Origin of the sequence: Halopseudomonas aestusnigri, assembly GCF_002197985.1 — a bacterium.
Lineage (GTDB): Bacteria > Pseudomonadota > Gammaproteobacteria > Pseudomonadales > Pseudomonadaceae > Halopseudomonas > Halopseudomonas aestusnigri.
This window is the reverse complement of record NZ_NBYK01000001.1, coordinates 304,609-320,049: the sequence shown is the minus strand read 5'-3', so window position 1 is coordinate 320,049 and position 15,441 is coordinate 304,609. Positions and strand designations below refer to the sequence as shown.

Genomic DNA, 15,441 nt, shown 5'->3' with positions numbered 1-15,441 from the left:
GAAGACTAGTATAAAGCTGTGAAGCGCATGAGCACACACCCCAACAACGGTAGTAACGAGGTTATCGGCGAGCTGCGTCAGAAACTGAACGCATGCGTGCTGCCGATCAGCCTCGACCAGCAGACACATCTGGTAGCGCAACTGGAGGGTGACCTGCTCAGTATGAACGAACTGACCCAGGCGATCATGCGCGCCCCGGTAGCGGCGCTGCATATCTGCCGCGCCGCCGGTGCCGCAGCGCGCCACAGGGATGTGGACGTATTGACGCTGGAACAGGCCTGCTCATTACTCGGAACCCAGCGCATTGCAGACCTGCTCAAGGGCATTCCGGTGGTCGAACCCGATCAACTGCCCTGGGCCTACCGGCAGCTCCTGAGCATCAGCGAGCACGCTGTCAGTCAGGCCCAGGGGCTGTTTGCAAACCGCATTGCCCGGCTGTGGCACGAGATGTCACTGGCGACCCTGCTGTTTCTCTCCCCCCTGTGGACACTTGCCTACCTCAAGCCACATCTGTTCGAACAGTGGGAGCGACTGAATGACGGCGTTCTGCCTGATGGCGTCAGCCGGCGCCAGATTGCCGATACCACCGCAAACGGCTTTCATCTGGTTCAACTGGTAGCGCAGGACTGGTGGCTGCCGCCCTGGATCCTGCAGGGATACCGCTCGCTTAACGCCAATCGTCGTACCATGGTCAAGGCTCTTCGCGTAGCGCGGGACAGCGCTCATCCGCAGGACCAGCAAGCCCAGCTGGACGGTGACCGGGAGCTTTACCGCTGGCTGACCCAGCCCGCCAATAGCGCGCTGATCGCCAATGGCATGGCGCTGGGAACCCATCACAGCTGGTACAACCGACATACCTCCCGCTGGCAAAAATTGAGCGCCCTGTATCTCAATATTGAGGTCGCTGACGCCCAGCGCCTGACGCACGAGAACGCCGTCAATAGTGCGCATGACCAATTTACGCGCTGCAGCAGCGACATCTTTCTGCCTGCCAGCACGCTTCCGCAACCGCCCTCCGTGACTGGCAAGACGCCTGCAGCACGCACCGGGACGCCGCCCAAAGCACAACCCGAGCCGGCAAGACCAGAGCCGCGATCAGCCGACCCGGATCTCTGGCGCAGCCTGTGCCTGCGCCTGAGCAAACAACCCGACTCCTTCGGCAACCTGGCCCAACTGCTCGAATGCGCGCAAAACGCCCTGATCAAGGGGCTCGGCCTTACGACCTGCTGGATCGCCCTCTCCAGCGCTCGCAGCCATCAGCTGGTAATTGCCGTTGCCAGCGGCGTTGCCTCAGGGCAGCCGCTGTCCGGCACACCCGTGGGCAGCAGCCGCGAAGGTCACTGGCCCGCGTGGCTACGCAGCGCCAGCTGCCATGAGGTACAACCGCAGCAAGCGCCTGGCGCCATGCCCGAGAAGGTGCTCGAACTCGGCGCAGGAAGTGTCTTTTATCTGGCGCCCCTGACCCACAACGAGCAGCTGGTCGGTCTGATCTATGTCAGTAACGGCAGCTCCCAGCCCCTTGACAGCAAACGCCAGCAGGCCGTGGTTAAAACCGCCGAATGTCTGCATAAAGCCTTGCTTCACCTCAAGCAACGCGCCTAGCATCCACTCTTTTTTTGACGGAGCGCCAGTTTGCTCCACTGCAGGAGACCTTGTTCATGGCATCCCTTACGCTGCCACTACTGATTGACCCCGCTGAGCTGCCGCTGCCTCTGAACAGCGAACAGGTCCGCCTGGTTGATCTGTGCAGCACGGCCCAGTATCAGGCAGGGCATATTCCCGGCGCCGTGCATCTTGCGCCCGCACGTACCGCCTCACCCGCACCACGTCCGGGCCCGCTGCCCGGCCTGCCCGAGCTGCAGGCCATTTTTGCCGAGCTGGGTCACCAGGATGATATCCACTATGTCGTTTACGACGACGAGGGTGGAGGCTGGGCGGGGCGTTTTATCTGGATGCTCGACTGCATTGGTCACACCCGCTACAGCTATATTAACGGCGGCCTCAAGGCCTGGATCGAAGACGGGCTGCCGCTGGAAAGTGCACCGCAGCAGGCCACACCCACGACGCCAACAATTACACCGAACAACGACCACACCATCACCCTGACGGAGCTGATGGCAGACCTGCACAATCCAGACCGGGTCATCTGGGATGCTCGCTCGCCACAGGAGTACCGTGGTGAGAAGGTTGTCGCCAGCAAAGGCGGCCATATTCCCGGCGCAGTCAATTTTGAATGGACTGCCGGGATGGACCCCGAGCGCGGCCTGCGCATGCGCTCGGACATGGCCGAACAGCTGCTCAAGCTGGGCATCACACCGGACAAGGAAATCGTCACCCACTGCCAGACGCACCACCGTTCCGGCTTCACCTATCTGGCAGCCAAGCTGCTGGGCTACCCACGCGTCAGAGCCTACGCAGGCTCATGGTCCGAGTGGGGTAACCATCCAGACACCGCAGTAGAACTCTAAGGAAGCACCATGCCTGATCGTCTGTTTATCCTGTTTCAGTACCTGCTGCCGCACCACCTGCTCTCGCGTCTGGCCGGCTGCCTGGCCAATTGCACCTGGGGCTGGGTCAAAAACCCGTTCATTACCTGGTTTGTCAAACGCTACCAGGTCGACATGAGCGAGGCACAAGAAGAGAACCCAACCGCTTACAGCAGCTTCAACGACTTTTTCACCCGCGCACTCAAGCCCGATGCCCGCCCGCTGGATCAGACCCCCGGTGGCATCCTCTGCCCGGCCGACGGTGCCATCAGTCAGCTCGGCAAGATTGAACACGGCCGTATCTTTCAGGCCAAGGGGCACAGCTTCAGCGTGCAGGAGTTGCTCGGCGGCAATGCCGAGCTGGCGGCCGACTTCCAGGGCGGCGAGTTCGCGACTGTTTACCTCTCGCCCAAGGACTACCACCGCGTACACATGCCCTTTGGCGGCACCCTGAAGGAAATGATCTACGTTCCGGGCAAACTGTTCTCGGTCAACCAGACGACCGCCGAGAACGTACCGGAGTTGTTCGCCCGCAACGAGCGCGTGGTGTGCCTGTTCGATACCGAAGCCGGTCCAATGGCCGTCGTTCTGGTCGGCGCCATGATCGTTGCGTCGGTTGAGACGGTGTGGGCTGGCCTGGTTGCCCCGCCCAGCCGTACGCTGCGCAGCACCGCTTACGGCCAGGCCGCCCCGAAGCTGGAGAAAGGCAATGAGATGGGCCGCTTCAAACTCGGCTCAACCGCCATCGTGCTGTTCGGCCCAGAGGCAATACACTGGAGCGAAGCCCTCAAGGCCGGGGCTAGCGTGCAGATGGGGCAACTGATGGGCAGCGTTGCCTGATCCTCAGGCACGCTGCGTATCGAACGCGATAACCTCACCAATCGTGCTGGCGCCCAGCGCCAGCATCACCAGTCGATCCACCCCCAGCGCCACACCTGCGCACGAGGGCATGCCAGAGCGCAACGCGTCTACCAGTGGCATGTCGATCGGCAATGCAGTGAGGCCCAGCGCTTTACGCTGGGCCTGATCTGCCTCAAAGCGCCGCAACTGCTCATCGGCATCAGTGAGTTCGAAGTAGCCGTTGGCCAGTTCCATGCCCTTGACGAACATTTCGAAGCGCGCGGCGCTCGGCACCCGATCATCGCCCTCGACAACCCGCGCCAGTGCCGCCTGCGATGCGGGAAACGCGTACACCATGGTCGGCGCCTGCAACCGGGGCTCGACACATTCGGAAAACAGCAAATTCAGATAGCCGCCGCGCGACAACTCTCCCTGGAATCCGCAGCGCGCGGCGGCCAGGCTTTGCAGATCGGCGTCACTGCACTGATGAATATCCAGACCGGTATGCTCGGCAAACACGGCGGCATAAGTAATCCGCCGCGCCGACTCGCCGGCAAGCACAGCGCGCACCAGCGCATCAACTTCATCCATTAGCTGATGGTGATCAAACCCTGGGCGATACCACTCGAGCATGCTGAATTCAGGATTATGCCGCCTGCCGATCTCGCCGTTGCGATAGACCTTGCACAGCTGCCAGATCGCGCCACTGCCCGCCGCCAGCAAACGCTTCATCGGATATTCGGGTGAGGTATGCAGATACAGCGTTGCTGCCTGCCCACCGCCCTCGGGGATGTATTGGGCAGAAAAGGGGTGCAGGAACGGGTCGCTGACAGCCGCATGTGACAGGCTGGGCGTATCCACCTCCAGCACACCACGCTCGGCAAAGAACGCGCGAATACGATTGATAATGCCCGCGCGCTGACGCAGAGCGTCGATGGTTGCACTGGGTTGCCACAGTCGATTCATGCTGCCTACCTCAATTTACGGACACAAAAAACCGGGGACAGGCCCCGGTATCTTCAACCACCAAAACCGTTACGCGCGACCAACATACTCGCTGGAACGGGTATCAACCTTGAGCACGTCGCCGGTGTTGATAAACAGCGGCACCTTGACCACTGCACCGGTTACCAGCTTGGCCGGCTTGTTGCCGCCACCGGAGGTATCACCACGCACGCCCGGGTCGGTTTCAACGACTTCCAGCTCGACAAAGTTCGGCGGAGTCACCGCAATAGGCGCACCATTGAACAGGGTCACAGTGTAAACCACCTGCTCTTTCATCCAGTTCATGCAGTCGCCAACCGCCTTCTCGTCAGCGCCGTACTGCTCGAAGGAGCCGTCGGTCGCCATGAAGTGCCAGAACTCACCGTCGGAGTACAGGTACTCCATCTCGCGATCCATCACGTCGGCGCCTTCCAGGCTGTCGCCCGACTTGAAGGTGCGCTCGTTGACGCGACCGGTCTTCAGGTTACGGACCTTGACGCGGTTAAACGCCTGGCCTTTACCCGGTTTGACGTATTCGTTCTCCAGAATCGAGCACGGATCACCGTCCAGCATCACCTTAAGACCCGGTTTGAATTCGTTGGTAGAATAGTTGGCCATACAAGTTCCCACTTTAAATTGAATGGATGATCCGACTCGCGCCACACCAGCCAGTGTGCGAGGCCGTCAGTCGGACACCCTGACACCCATGCGCGGAAAAACGCCAATGATACATGGTTCTGCAGTTCGTGTTGAGTCCGCCAGCTGGCAAAATATTCTGGCCAACAGCATCACCAGCCCCGCCGAGCTTCTGCGCCGCCTGCATCTCGAAAGCACACTTCTGCCTGCGGCTCTGGCTGCAGCCGAGACATTTCCGCTGAGGGTCCCGGAGCCTTACCTCAGCCGTATGCGTCCGGGCGATATCAATGACCCTTTGCTGCGTCAGGTCCTGCCGATCGGCGAAGAGTTGGCAGAGCAGCCCGGGTATGTACTCGACCCCCTCGGAGAACAGCACACCAACGCCAGGCCCGGGATCATTCACAAGTACCATGGTCGCCTGCTGCTGGTCGTCAGCAGTGGTTGCGCTGTCAACTGCCGCTATTGCTTCCGTCGCCATTTCCCCTATGACGACAACAACCTCAGCACCAGCGAGTGGAACGACGCCCTCGAATATATCCGCAACGACAGCAGTATCAGCGAGGTCATCTACAGCGGCGGCGATCCGCTCGCAGCCAACGACCGACGCCTGGCCTGGCTGACCCGCGAGATTGCCGCCATCGCCCACGTACGACGCCTGCGCGTGCACACCCGACTGCCTGTCGTCATACCACAACGCATCACCCCCGAGCTGATCGACGCGCTGTGCGGTACGCGCCTGCCGGTCACCATGGTCTGGCATTGCAATCATGCAGCCGAACTGGACGCCCGAACCGCAGAAGCAGCAGCCCTTTTGCGCCAGGCCGGCGTCATACTGCTCAATCAGGCCGTCTTGCTGCGCGGCGTCAACGACAGCCTGACGGCGCAGCAAGCGCTGGGTGAGGCACTAGGCGATGCCGGTATATTGCCCTATTATCTCCATTTGCTTGACCGCGTCCGCGGCGCCAGCCACTTTATGGTCCCGGATGACGAGGCTCGCGCGCTGGTCGGCGCCATGCTCACCCGCATGCCGGGCTACCTGGTACCCAGGCTGGTGCGGGAAGTTGCCGGCGAGCCGGGCAAGGTGCCGGTCAGCGTAGAGCTGCAACAGGACGCGCCCCCAACGGGCAATCAGGCATAATCATCAGCCTTGGTGGCAACGGCAGGGAGCGGGCTTAGCCAGTTGTCAGCTAAGCTGCTAGAGTGTGTTTTCGGAAGGCTGTTTCCCCCCACAGAGCCACGGAAGACCGGCACACCCCGTGGGCCGGAATCAGGCCATAGACGCTTGTACTGGATACGACAGTTATGGATAGCACAACGCAAAAGCTGCATTTGCGGATACCCCAGCAGACACTCAGTAACCTGAGTTTTGCAGAAGGGTCCGAGAAAGGCATAGCCCAGTGGCTAGCCAACCTGCCAAAAGCCAATATCGGTGAAACGGCGCGCCAGCTCTATCAGGGACTGATTGAACTGAACCAGTACGACGTGCCTGCCGACAAGCGCCTGGCCATGCTGGAGCGCATTCGGCCCGAGGTGCACTATGTCTGCACCGCCCTATCGCGCTACTACCTGGGCCAATCGATTGTGCTCGAAGACAAGCCGCGCAAGGTTGCCAATCTGTCCCAGTCGCTGCAGAACCATCTGGCCAACGGCTACAAGATCATCGTTGCCCAGGAACGCAGTATCAAATCACGCGATCACGCCAACCTGATGACACTGGCCCTGCAGCGATCAATCCGCGGGTTGTGCGGGCCACTTCTGCGTGCTTTCCAGCTTTACTGCCCGGTAGCAGATGGGGTCTGGCTCGAGTTGCACCAACTGTACCAACTGGCGCGCAAACGCAACCTCCACCAGACACCGGTACCGGACAGCGAGAGCGCTGACCGCCAACCCCTGAGTATCGAACAATGCTATCTGGTCGCCCTGCTGATGGGCGCGAGCCGCCCCAATCAGATGCGCCAGAGCGCAATGGGTCGCCTGTTTGCCACGCTGGAAGACTGGAGCCGTTATGCCCGGCTGGTCTCCCCGGAAGATTCAAAGGCACTGTTCATCATTAACCCTGACATGGACTGCCCGCCACGCTACAAATCTTTGATTCGTGGCGAAAGCCTTGACCACAGCCTGGGACTCGATACCCGCAAGCTGGTCAATGGCATCAAGGAATTCATGACTACCGGCAATGACTACCGGGGCGAATTGCACATCCCAAGCGTGCTGGGCGTGGAATTGCTGCAGCACGTCAGCCAGTCCTGGGGAGACCTGGCCGAGCGCACCTTTAACCGAATCCCGAGCCAGGGGCACCTGCGTGTCAGCATTGGCATGAGCGCGACTCACTACCGGATTTCCGGCAAGAGCTTCGCACGCATGATCGACGCCAGCGATGCCGAGCTCAATCCGTTTTCGGATGCGGCGCAGCGGGCCCGTGAAGGCGGCTGGAGCAGCGCGTTTGATGGTGGTGACTCGGTAGAGTGGCATGCCGCCGGCGTCGAGCAAATCAACTACGGCACCAACTCGGAAGAAGCCGAAGAGGGTGACGACCAATATCCGATCCATAACCTGCCGATTGTCAACCACAGTCCCGGCGGCTTCTGCCTGACCTGGCCGAAAGAGGTTCCCAAACAACTGCAGGCGGGCGAACTATTGGGTATCCAGGAAGCCAACGAACAGGACTGGAGCCTGGCCGTCGTGCGCTGGATTCGTCAGGTCCGCGGCGGTGGCACGCAGATGGGCATTGAACTGATTGCACCGCACTGTACCCCCTGCGCAGCCAAGCTGATCCGCAAGACGGGCGAACCAAGCCAGTACCTGCGCGCACTGTTGCTGCCCGCCGTGACAGCTATCGACCGTCCGGCAACTATCATCACCCCGCGCCTGCCATTTCAGGTCAACAGCAAGATCAACATTCTGCAGGGCGGAAAGGTCGAAAGGGCCAATCTGAGCAATCGCGTCAGCGCGACCGGCAGCTTCAGTCAGTTCGAGTATCACCTGATCGAGCAGGAGACCGCTGGGACCAGTCAATCTGAGACAGGGCGCGCATCTCTGACCGCTGGCCCCGAGGATGACTTTGACTCACTATGGAAGTCTCTGTAGATTCAAATTCCTTGATCTGTAAGGGGCCATTCAAACCGGCCCTGCACCCCCCGGAAGACCATGGCCAACGACAACCAAGCCATCAAGCTGCTGATCCTCGACGACTCCCAGAACAATGCCGAGCGTATGGTCAGTCTGCTGCGTAATGCAGGCCACGCAACACGCGCCCACAGGGTTACCTCCATCGAAGATCTGCAGGAATGCCTGCAGCAGAACTGGGACATCTGCCTGGCCCAGACCGAAACCAGTTACATGACGGCGGAAGACGCCATCACCCTGATCAAACGCCAATCCAGAGACATCCCGTTCATCCTGCTCAAGCCCGAAATTGATCTGGAAATGCGCACCGAAGCACTGCGCAGCGGTATGACCGACGCAATCCCGCATGATGCCGACGTACTTCTGACCCTGATCGTCGACCGCGAGCTGGCCAATCTGAATGCGCGCCGCCAACGTCGCATCGTCGAACAGACCCTGCGCGAAGCCGAGAAGCGCTGCCAGCTGCTGCTGGACAGCTCCGTGGACGCCATCGCCTACGTGCATGACGGCATGCATATCTATACCAACCGCGCTTACGGCGAGCTGTTCGGCTATGAAGATCCGGATGACCTGGCAGCAGAACCGATGGTGGGGCTCATCGATGGCGATGATCAGGGCGCCTTCAAGGACTTCCTTCGCCACTACGCCAGCCAGGGTGGCCAGAACGAGATTCGCTGCAAGGCAGTGGACAGCAACGGCAAGCGCTTCCCGGTGGTCTTGAGCTTTTCTCCAGCCAGCTATGACGGCGAACCCTGCACCCAGGTCGTCATCCGGGCAGAAACGGCCAGCAGCGACTTCGAGGAAAAACTCAAGGCGATGGCCAGCCGTGATCTGGTAACCGGCATGTTCAATCGCGCCTACTTCCAGGAGCAACTGGATAGCGTGCGCGACCAGGCCGTTCGCCAGGGTCAGCCAAGTACCCTCGTCTACCTGAGCATAGATGGCTTCAGCAGCCTGCAAGCCGACATCGGCATCGGCGCTGCCGACCTGCTGCTGACCGATCTGGCGCAGATGCTCCGCGCCCATTTCAGTGAAGACACCCTGATGGCCCGCTTTGCCGATGACGCCTGCAGCATCCTCATTGAGGGCCAGGAGCCCGAGGCGGCCACAGAGCAACTCGAAGCCTTGCGAACCAAGATCGAGACCCATCTGTTTGAAACCAACGGCCGGACAGTTCGGATGACCGTCAGCATGGGTGTCGCATCTATCAGCGAAACCAACGCCGATCCGGTCGAAGCCATTGATCGCGCGCACCGCCTCGCCGAGCAACTGGGCAACAACGGCGGCAACGGCATCAAGGTATTCAACCCGCTGGAAGAGCTGGCATTGCAGGCCAACCGCGGCAACCTGATTGCCCTGATCAGGCACACCCTGGAAACCAATGGCTTCCGCCTGCTGTTCCAGCCGATTATCAGCCTGCGTGGTGACGAAGCGGAAAACTACGAGACCTTCCTGCGCCTGTTGAACCATGAAGGCGAGGAAGTACCAGCGGCCGACTTCCTGCCAGCGGCCCAGGAAGCCGGGCTTGCACTGGAGATTGATCGCTGGGTAATCACCCAGGCAGTCAAGCTTCTCAGCAATCATCGCGGACGCGGCGCAGACACCCACCTGCTTCTGAATCTGAGCGGGGCAAGCCTGCAGGAAGCGGACATGGTGGAATGGATTGCCGGCAAGCTGAAGGAAGCCAGGCTACCGGCCGACGCCATCATATTCCAGTTCCATGACGCCGATATAAACACCTACCTTAAGCAGGCCAAGGTGCATACCGAGGCACTGCACCGCATGCACTGCCGGGTCTCGATCAGCCATTTTGGCGGCGCACTAAACCCGTATGCGGCGCTGAAGCATGTGCACGCAGACTACATCAAAATCGACGGCTCATTCACCCGCGACCTGTCCGACCCGAAAGCCGTAGAGACCCTTAAGGGCATCATCAGCTCCCTGCACAGCCAGGGCAAGCTGACCATTGTGCCCTACGTCGATAGCGCAGCCATGATGCCAACCCTCTGGCAGGCAGGTGCCAATTACATTCAGGGCCACTACCTGCAGCCGCCCAGCGACAGCATGAATTACGACTTCTCCGCAGACTGACCCTGCACCGGGCACCGCCATCGAGACGGTGCCCGGACCACACTACATACCGTCGCGGTCGCGGAAACCCAGCAGGTACAAAATGCCGTCCAGACCCAGTGTCGAAATCGCCTGCTTGGCCGATTGTTTGACCAGCGGCTTGGCCCGAAAGGCGACACCCAGGCCGGCAATCGAAAGCATGGGCAGGTCGTTCGCGCCATCGCCAACGGCAATAGTCTGCTCCAGACTGATTCCCTCCCTGGCGGCCAGTTGACGAAGCAACTCGGCCTTGCGCTGACCATCGACAATCGGCTCCTGCACCTCGCCGGTAACCAGCCCGTCCTCTACCGGTAGCGCATTGGCATAGACATAGTCGATACCCAGACGCTGTTGCAGGCGCTCGGCAAAGTAGTTGAAGCCACCGGAGAGGATGGCCGTCTTGTAGCCCAACCGACGCAACTGGGAAATCAGCGTTTCGGCGCCCTCGGTCAGCCGCAGCGATTCGGCAATGCTGTCGAGGGTAGAAACCGGAAGCCCCTTGAGCAGAGCCATGCGCTCGCGAAAACTGGCGCGAAAGTCCAGCTCGCCACGCATCGCCCGTTCGGTAATCTCTGCTACCGCCTCGCCAACGCCTGCCGCCTTGGCCAGCTCGTCGATTACCTCTGCATCGATCAGCGTGGAGTCCATGTCGAAAACGACCAGACGACGGTTGCGACGAAAGATGCTGTCCTGCTGGAAGGCGATATCGACGTTCAGCTCCTGAGCGATGGCAAGAAATTCCGCACGCAGCGCTGCCGGATCGTCCGGCTCACCGCGCACCGAGAACTCTATGCAGCCCTTGCCCTGATCCTCGGGCAAGCCCTCCGGGATACGGCCGGACAAACGGTCAATATGGTCGATATTGAGGCCGTAGCGCGCAGTAATCTCACTGACCCGGGCAATGTGCTCGGCAGTTACCCGGCGAGCCAGCAAGGTTACGATATGACGCGCCTTGCCCTGCCCGGTGACCCAGCGACTGTACTCGTCCGCACTGACAGGGGTAAAACGTACCTGCTGATCCAACTCGTAGCCTCGGAACAACACTTCTTTCAGCACATCGGAACTACCGTGATCGGCTGGCATCTCGACCAGAATGCCGAAGGACAGCGTGTCATGGATGACCGCCTGACCAATATCGAGAATATTGACCTGCGCCCGGGCGAGCAGCCCGGTGATGGCCGCGGTAAGACCCGGGCGATCAGGACCGGTGATGTTGATCAGAACGATTTCCTTCAAGACGCTCGCTCCCAGTTAAAAGTGAGGCGCCTATTCTACCCGCATTTGCCCAACACCTCACAGATCAGCCTTTTGCCCCATATAGGGAATGGCTATACTCGCGAAACCGGCAATGTCCCGTCTCCCCCGAGATCCCTACCTGCGCAACCATAGAGTCCCGCTTTGAGCCACAAGACGCCATCCCACGACAATCTGTTCCTGCGCTGCTATGCCAACCTGCGCCGCCGCTCACCGACGCTGGCCGGCACGATGCCGCTGATGGTGGTCGCGCCCTTGATCCTGATCCTGGTGCTCATCCTCTGGCTGGGCAAGGTACAGTTGCAACAGGATGTCGCCCAGCAGGCCGACCGCGTTGGCAGCACGCTGGCGCGCCAGATAGCGGCGAGTGCCGCCGAGCCACTGGCAGCGGAAGATCGCTTGAGTCTCAACATCCTGCTGGCCCAGTGGAACCAGAACCCGATGATCGCCCACGCGAGCCTCTACTCACCGAGCAATCGCCTGATTGCCGAGGCTGGCAGCGAACCGCCCCGCCAGCAGCGTGCACCCGGCCAGGGGAAATACATTGCTGCGATACATCTGCAGGATCAGCTTACCGGCCAGGTACAGCTGACACTGGCAGCCTCGCCATTCATCCAGCCCGCCAACCTGATGCTGGAACGCCTGATCTGGGGCCTACTGCTGATTGGCTGCGTCGCCGGGCTTTTCGCCTGGCATCGCGGCCGCGAACTGGCGCGTCAGCTCAACGCCCTGGCGCTGTGGGACAGCACCCCCGTCTACCCGGCACCTGCCTGCAAACGCAACGATGAACTGGGTGAACTGTCACGGACGCTGCTCAACAATCGCGGCCTGATGCCAGAGCCAGAGCCAGAGCCAGAGCCAGAGCCAGAAATAATAGCCGAGCCCGAGCCCGAGCCATTAACCGAACCGGCACCGATTACCAGCGCACCCGCACTCAACTCCGGTGCCATCCCGATACTGGTGCCTGACGCGCCGCAGGACAACGATGACGCCGCAGACGGCCCGCAAGCACCCGCAGACTTGCAGCCAACGACCGACAGCGATGGCGAGGTCGTCGAGCATGGGCAGACTGCAGGGGAAACAGAGGGCGAAACCGAAGCCGAGTCCGAAACACCGCTTCAGAAACAGGGCTTGCTGGCAGTGCGCCTGGGTAACCACGACGCCCTTCGCCGGCTGCCCCGCGACCGCCTGATGAGATTGCTGGAGCGCTACCGTCAGCAAGTACAGCATGCCTGTCAACTCTACGGCGGAGAACAACATACCCTGCACGATGGCACCAGTATCGTACTGTTCAGAGATAGCACAGGGGATGGATCAGAACTGAAACACGGATTGTGCTGCGGCGAACTGCTGCGCGTGCTGGGCCATGATCTGCAGATCGAGATCGCCGACACCGGTATCGCGCTGCATCTGCAACTGGCGCTGGGTCATGCGGCCGGCCTTGAAGGGATGAGCGACGAAGCCCTGGGGCAGCATTCGGCCTGTCAGCAGGTTATCGAACACCTGCAGCACAGCCGTAACCTGCTGCTGGTGGATGCCGAACTGGCCGCCAGCGAAGGCCTGTCGCAATGCGCATCGGCGCGGCGCCTGGCAAGCCAGCCTGGCACCTTCTGCATCGAACGCCTGCTTGAGCCCTATCAGTCGCTGCTTGAGCGTCAGCTCAGCGCACTGTACAACCAGAGCCAATCCTGAGACTGGCGCCAGCCTCGCTACTCTGCGGCAGGCTCACTGCTTGCCGCAGCTCCCAGCTCTACCGCAACCGCATCAACCTTCTGGAAGCCGCGAGGCAGCTTGTTCCCGCGCCGGCCGCGCTCACCGCTGTAGTGCTCAAGGTCGGCCGCCTTCAGCGTCAATGTGCGTTTGCCGGCGGTCAGGACCAACTGCGCGCCCGGTGGCAACACCGCCAGCCCGGCAACGAACTCCTCACGCGATTTCACCCGCGCCGCAGGCAGCGAAATGATCTTGTTACCCTTGCCCTTGGCCAGCTGCGGCAGGTCCTTGAGCGGAAATACCAGCAATCTCCCCTCATTGGATACCGCAGCAAGGTGACTGCTTTGCGGATAGCGGACCGGCTGCGGAGCCAGAATTCGACCGCCGTCCGGAATGTTCAGCAACGCCTTACCGTTCTTGTTCTTGGCCAGCATGTCCTCGCCCTTGACCAGGAAGCCGTAACCGGCGTCGGATGCCAGCAGATACAAGCCCTGCTCATCCGGCATCAATACCGCGTCAAATCCTGCCCCGGTCGGTGGACTGAAGCGACCAGTCAGCGGTTCACCCTGGCCACGCGCCGACGGCAGTGTATGCGCCGACAGTGAGTAACTGCGACCAGTGCTGTCGATGAATACCGTCTGCTGATTGGAGCGCCCGCTGGCCTGCGCAAGGAAGCCGTCACCCGCCTTGTAACTGAGCGTAGTGCCATCCACATCGTGGCCCTTGGCACAACGCACCCAGCCCTTCTCTGACAGCACCACCGTCACCGGCTCGGAAGGTACCAGCTCGGTTTCCGACAGCGCACGCGCTTCCTTACGCTCAACCAGCGGCGAGCGGCGCTCGTCACCATAAGTCTCGGCATCGGCAGCGAGCTCGTCGCGCACCAGCGTGCGCAGCTTGCGCTCATCGCCGAGAATGCTCTGCAACTCATCGCGCTCTTCGCGCAGCGCGTCCTGCTCGGCTCGGATCTTCATCTCTTCCAGCCGCGCCAGCTGACGCAGACGGGTGTCAAGAATGTAGTCGGCCTGCAGCTCGCTCAAGTCGAAGCGCGCAATCAGTTCCGCCTTCGGATGCTCCTCGGTGCGGATGATGTGAATGACTTCATCCAGATTGAGGAAGGCGACCAGCAAACCGTCCAACAGGTGCAGACGCGCCAGTACCTTGTCCAGACGGAATTGCAGACGGCGTCGCACCGTGGCAACCCGGAAGCCCAGCCATTCGCTGAGCATGCCCCACAGGTCTTTCACCGCCGGCTTGCCGTCGGTGCCGATCACGTTCATGTTGACCCGATAACTGTGCTCAAGGTCGGTGGTCGCAAACAGATGCTGCATCAGATCGTCCAGATCGACCCGATTGGAGCGCGGCACGATCACGATACGCGTCGGGTTTTCATGATCGGACTCATCACGCAGGTCAGCTACCATCGGCAGCTTCTTGTTCTGCATCTGTGCGGCAATCTGCTCGAGTACCTTGGCACCTGAGACCTGGTGCGGCAGCGCGGTGATAACCACCTCACCGTCTTCCCTGCTCCAGACGGCGCGGCAACGCACCGAACCGCGGCCGCTGGCGTACATCTTCAGCAGCTCCTGGCGAGGGGTAATAATCTCCGCCTCGGTCGGAAAGTCAGGCCCCTGAATATGCTCGAGAATCTCGTCAAGGCCGGCGCCCGGATCGTCCAGCAGACGAATGCAGGCCGCGGCAACTTCCTTCAGGTTGTGCGGCGGAATGTCAGTGGCCATGCCAACGGCGATACCGGTAGTGCCGTTCAGTAGCAGGTTCGGCAACCGTGCAGGAAGAACCATGGGCTCATCCATTGTGCCGTCAAAGTTGGGTTGCCAGTCGACGGTGCCCTGCCCCAATTCGGTCAGCAATACCTCGCTGTAGCGCGCCAGACGGGCCTCGGTATAGCGCATCGCGGCAAACGACTTGGGATCGTCCGGCGCACCCCAGTTGCCCTGACCATCCACCAGCGGGTAACGGTAGGAAAATGGCTGGGCCATCAGCACCATGGCTTCATAGCAGGCTGAATCGCCATGCGGATGGTACTTGCCCAGCACGTCGCCAACGGTACGTGCCGATTTCTTGTGCTTGGAGCTGGCTGACAGCCCCAGCTCACTCATCGCATAGACGATACGGCGCTGCACCGGTTTGAGGCCGTCGCCGATATGCGGCAGCGCCCGATCCATGATGACGTACATGGAATAGTTGAGGTAAGCCTCCTCGGTAAAGGACGCCAGCGAACGTCGCTCAATACCGTCCAGGCTCAGATCCAGTGCATCACTCATGCTTGTTCTCC

General features: G+C 60.9%; 11 protein-coding genes. 7 read left to right on the top strand and 4 right to left on the bottom strand.

Translation table 11 applies throughout. The features are described from left to right. The first annotated feature begins 27 nt into the window (after nucleotides 1–27). Genes B7O88_RS01525 through asd form a run of 3 tightly spaced genes read left to right on the top strand, consistent with a single transcriptional unit; the run spans nucleotide 28 to nucleotide 3,326 of the window. Nucleotides 28–1,602 carry an ACT domain-containing protein gene (locus tag B7O88_RS01525; RefSeq protein ID WP_088273431.1) on the top strand — a complete coding sequence of 525 codons (1,575 nt, stop codon included), beginning with the start codon at nucleotides 28–30 and terminating at the stop codon, nucleotides 1,600–1,602. A 56-nt stretch (nucleotides 1,603–1,658) separates the two neighbouring features. After that, on the top strand, nucleotides 1,659–2,468 hold the full coding sequence (locus tag B7O88_RS18035; protein ID WP_200818392.1) for a rhodanese-like domain-containing protein: 810 nt from the start codon (nucleotides 1,659–1,661) through the stop codon (nucleotides 2,466–2,468). A gap of 9 nt (nucleotides 2,469–2,477) precedes the next feature. Beyond that, nucleotides 2,478–3,326, top strand: coding sequence for an archaetidylserine decarboxylase (gene asd, locus B7O88_RS18030; protein ID WP_200818391.1), 849 nt, complete (start codon nucleotides 2,478–2,480; stop codon nucleotides 3,324–3,326). Nucleotides 3,327–3,329: 3 nt separating this feature from the next. Here the strand turns inward: asd and epmA are convergent, their stop codons facing one another. Then, a complete protein-coding gene (gene epmA, locus B7O88_RS01515; protein WP_088273430.1) occupies nucleotides 3,330–4,292 on the bottom strand; it encodes an EF-P lysine aminoacylase EpmA in 963 nt (320 codons plus the stop codon). Nucleotides 4,293–4,361: 69 nt separating this feature from the next. Next, nucleotides 4,362–4,928: an elongation factor P gene (efp, locus tag B7O88_RS01510; RefSeq protein WP_088273429.1), complete on the bottom strand. Its 567-nt coding sequence runs from the start codon at nucleotides 4,926–4,928 to the stop codon at nucleotides 4,362–4,364. A gap of 106 nt (nucleotides 4,929–5,034) precedes the next feature. On the opposite strand from efp, the gene epmB reads away from it, so the two are divergent. The 3 genes from epmB (at nucleotide 5,035) to B7O88_RS01495 (ending at nucleotide 10,163) form a co-directional block, all read left to right on the top strand. Continuing rightward, nucleotides 5,035–6,084 (top strand): EF-P beta-lysylation protein EpmB, encoded by a 1,050-nt coding sequence (epmB, locus tag B7O88_RS01505; RefSeq protein WP_088273428.1) that lies wholly within the window; start codon nucleotides 5,035–5,037, stop codon nucleotides 6,082–6,084. A gap of 164 nt (nucleotides 6,085–6,248) precedes the next feature. Next, the gene (locus B7O88_RS01500; protein ID WP_088273427.1) at nucleotides 6,249–8,033 is read left to right on the top strand and encodes a molecular chaperone; all 1,785 of its coding nucleotides are present in this window, start codon (nucleotides 6,249–6,251) and stop codon (nucleotides 8,031–8,033) included. 60 nt (nucleotides 8,034–8,093) lie between these two features. Next, entirely contained in the window at nucleotides 8,094–10,163 is a 2,070-nt protein-coding gene (locus B7O88_RS01495; protein WP_088273426.1) for a GGDEF/EAL domain-containing response regulator, read from the top strand. Between the two features lie 42 nt (nucleotides 10,164–10,205). On the opposite strand, the gene serB is transcribed toward B7O88_RS01495, so the two are convergent. Continuing rightward, entirely contained in the window at nucleotides 10,206–11,417 is a 1,212-nt protein-coding gene (gene serB, locus B7O88_RS01490) for a phosphoserine phosphatase SerB (RefSeq protein ID WP_088273425.1), read from the bottom strand. A gap of 162 nt (nucleotides 11,418–11,579) precedes the next feature. Between serB and B7O88_RS17905 the strand changes: the two genes are divergently transcribed. Next, nucleotides 11,580–13,127, top strand: a complete 1,548-nt coding sequence (locus B7O88_RS17905; RefSeq protein ID WP_088273424.1) for an AhpA/YtjB family protein — start codon at nucleotides 11,580–11,582, stop codon at nucleotides 13,125–13,127. A 17-nt stretch (nucleotides 13,128–13,144) separates the two neighbouring features. Here B7O88_RS17905 and parC read toward each other — a convergent pair whose 3' ends face one another. Beyond that, nucleotides 13,145–15,430, bottom strand: a complete 2,286-nt coding sequence (parC, locus tag B7O88_RS01480) for a DNA topoisomerase IV subunit A (RefSeq protein WP_088273423.1) — start codon at nucleotides 15,428–15,430, stop codon at nucleotides 13,145–13,147. Nucleotides 15,431–15,441 lie beyond the last annotated feature (11 nt).

Excerpts from the sequence above, each read along its gene's own strand:
- B7O88_RS01525 (WP_088273431.1), top strand. The coding sequence starts at position 28 with ATGAGCACACACCCCAACAACGGTAGTAACGAGGTTATCGGCGAGCTG.
- B7O88_RS18035 (WP_200818392.1), top strand. The coding sequence starts at position 1,659 with ATGGCATCCCTTACGCTGCCACTACTGATTGACCCCGCTGAGCTGCCG.
- asd (WP_200818391.1), top strand. The coding sequence starts at position 2,478 with ATGCCTGATCGTCTGTTTATCCTGTTTCAGTACCTGCTGCCGCACCAC.
- epmA (WP_088273430.1), bottom strand. The coding sequence starts at position 4,292 with ATGAATCGACTGTGGCAACCCAGTGCAACCATCGACGCTCTGCGTCAG.
- efp (WP_088273429.1), bottom strand. The coding sequence starts at position 4,928 with ATGGCCAACTATTCTACCAACGAATTCAAACCGGGTCTTAAGGTGATG.
- epmB (WP_088273428.1), top strand. The coding sequence starts at position 5,035 with ATGATACATGGTTCTGCAGTTCGTGTTGAGTCCGCCAGCTGGCAAAAT.
- B7O88_RS01500 (WP_088273427.1), top strand. The coding sequence starts at position 6,249 with ATGGATAGCACAACGCAAAAGCTGCATTTGCGGATACCCCAGCAGACA.
- B7O88_RS01495 (WP_088273426.1), top strand. The coding sequence starts at position 8,094 with ATGGCCAACGACAACCAAGCCATCAAGCTGCTGATCCTCGACGACTCC.
- parC (WP_088273423.1), bottom strand. The coding sequence starts at position 15,430 with ATGAGTGATGCACTGGATCTGAGCCTGGACGGTATTGAGCGACGTTCG.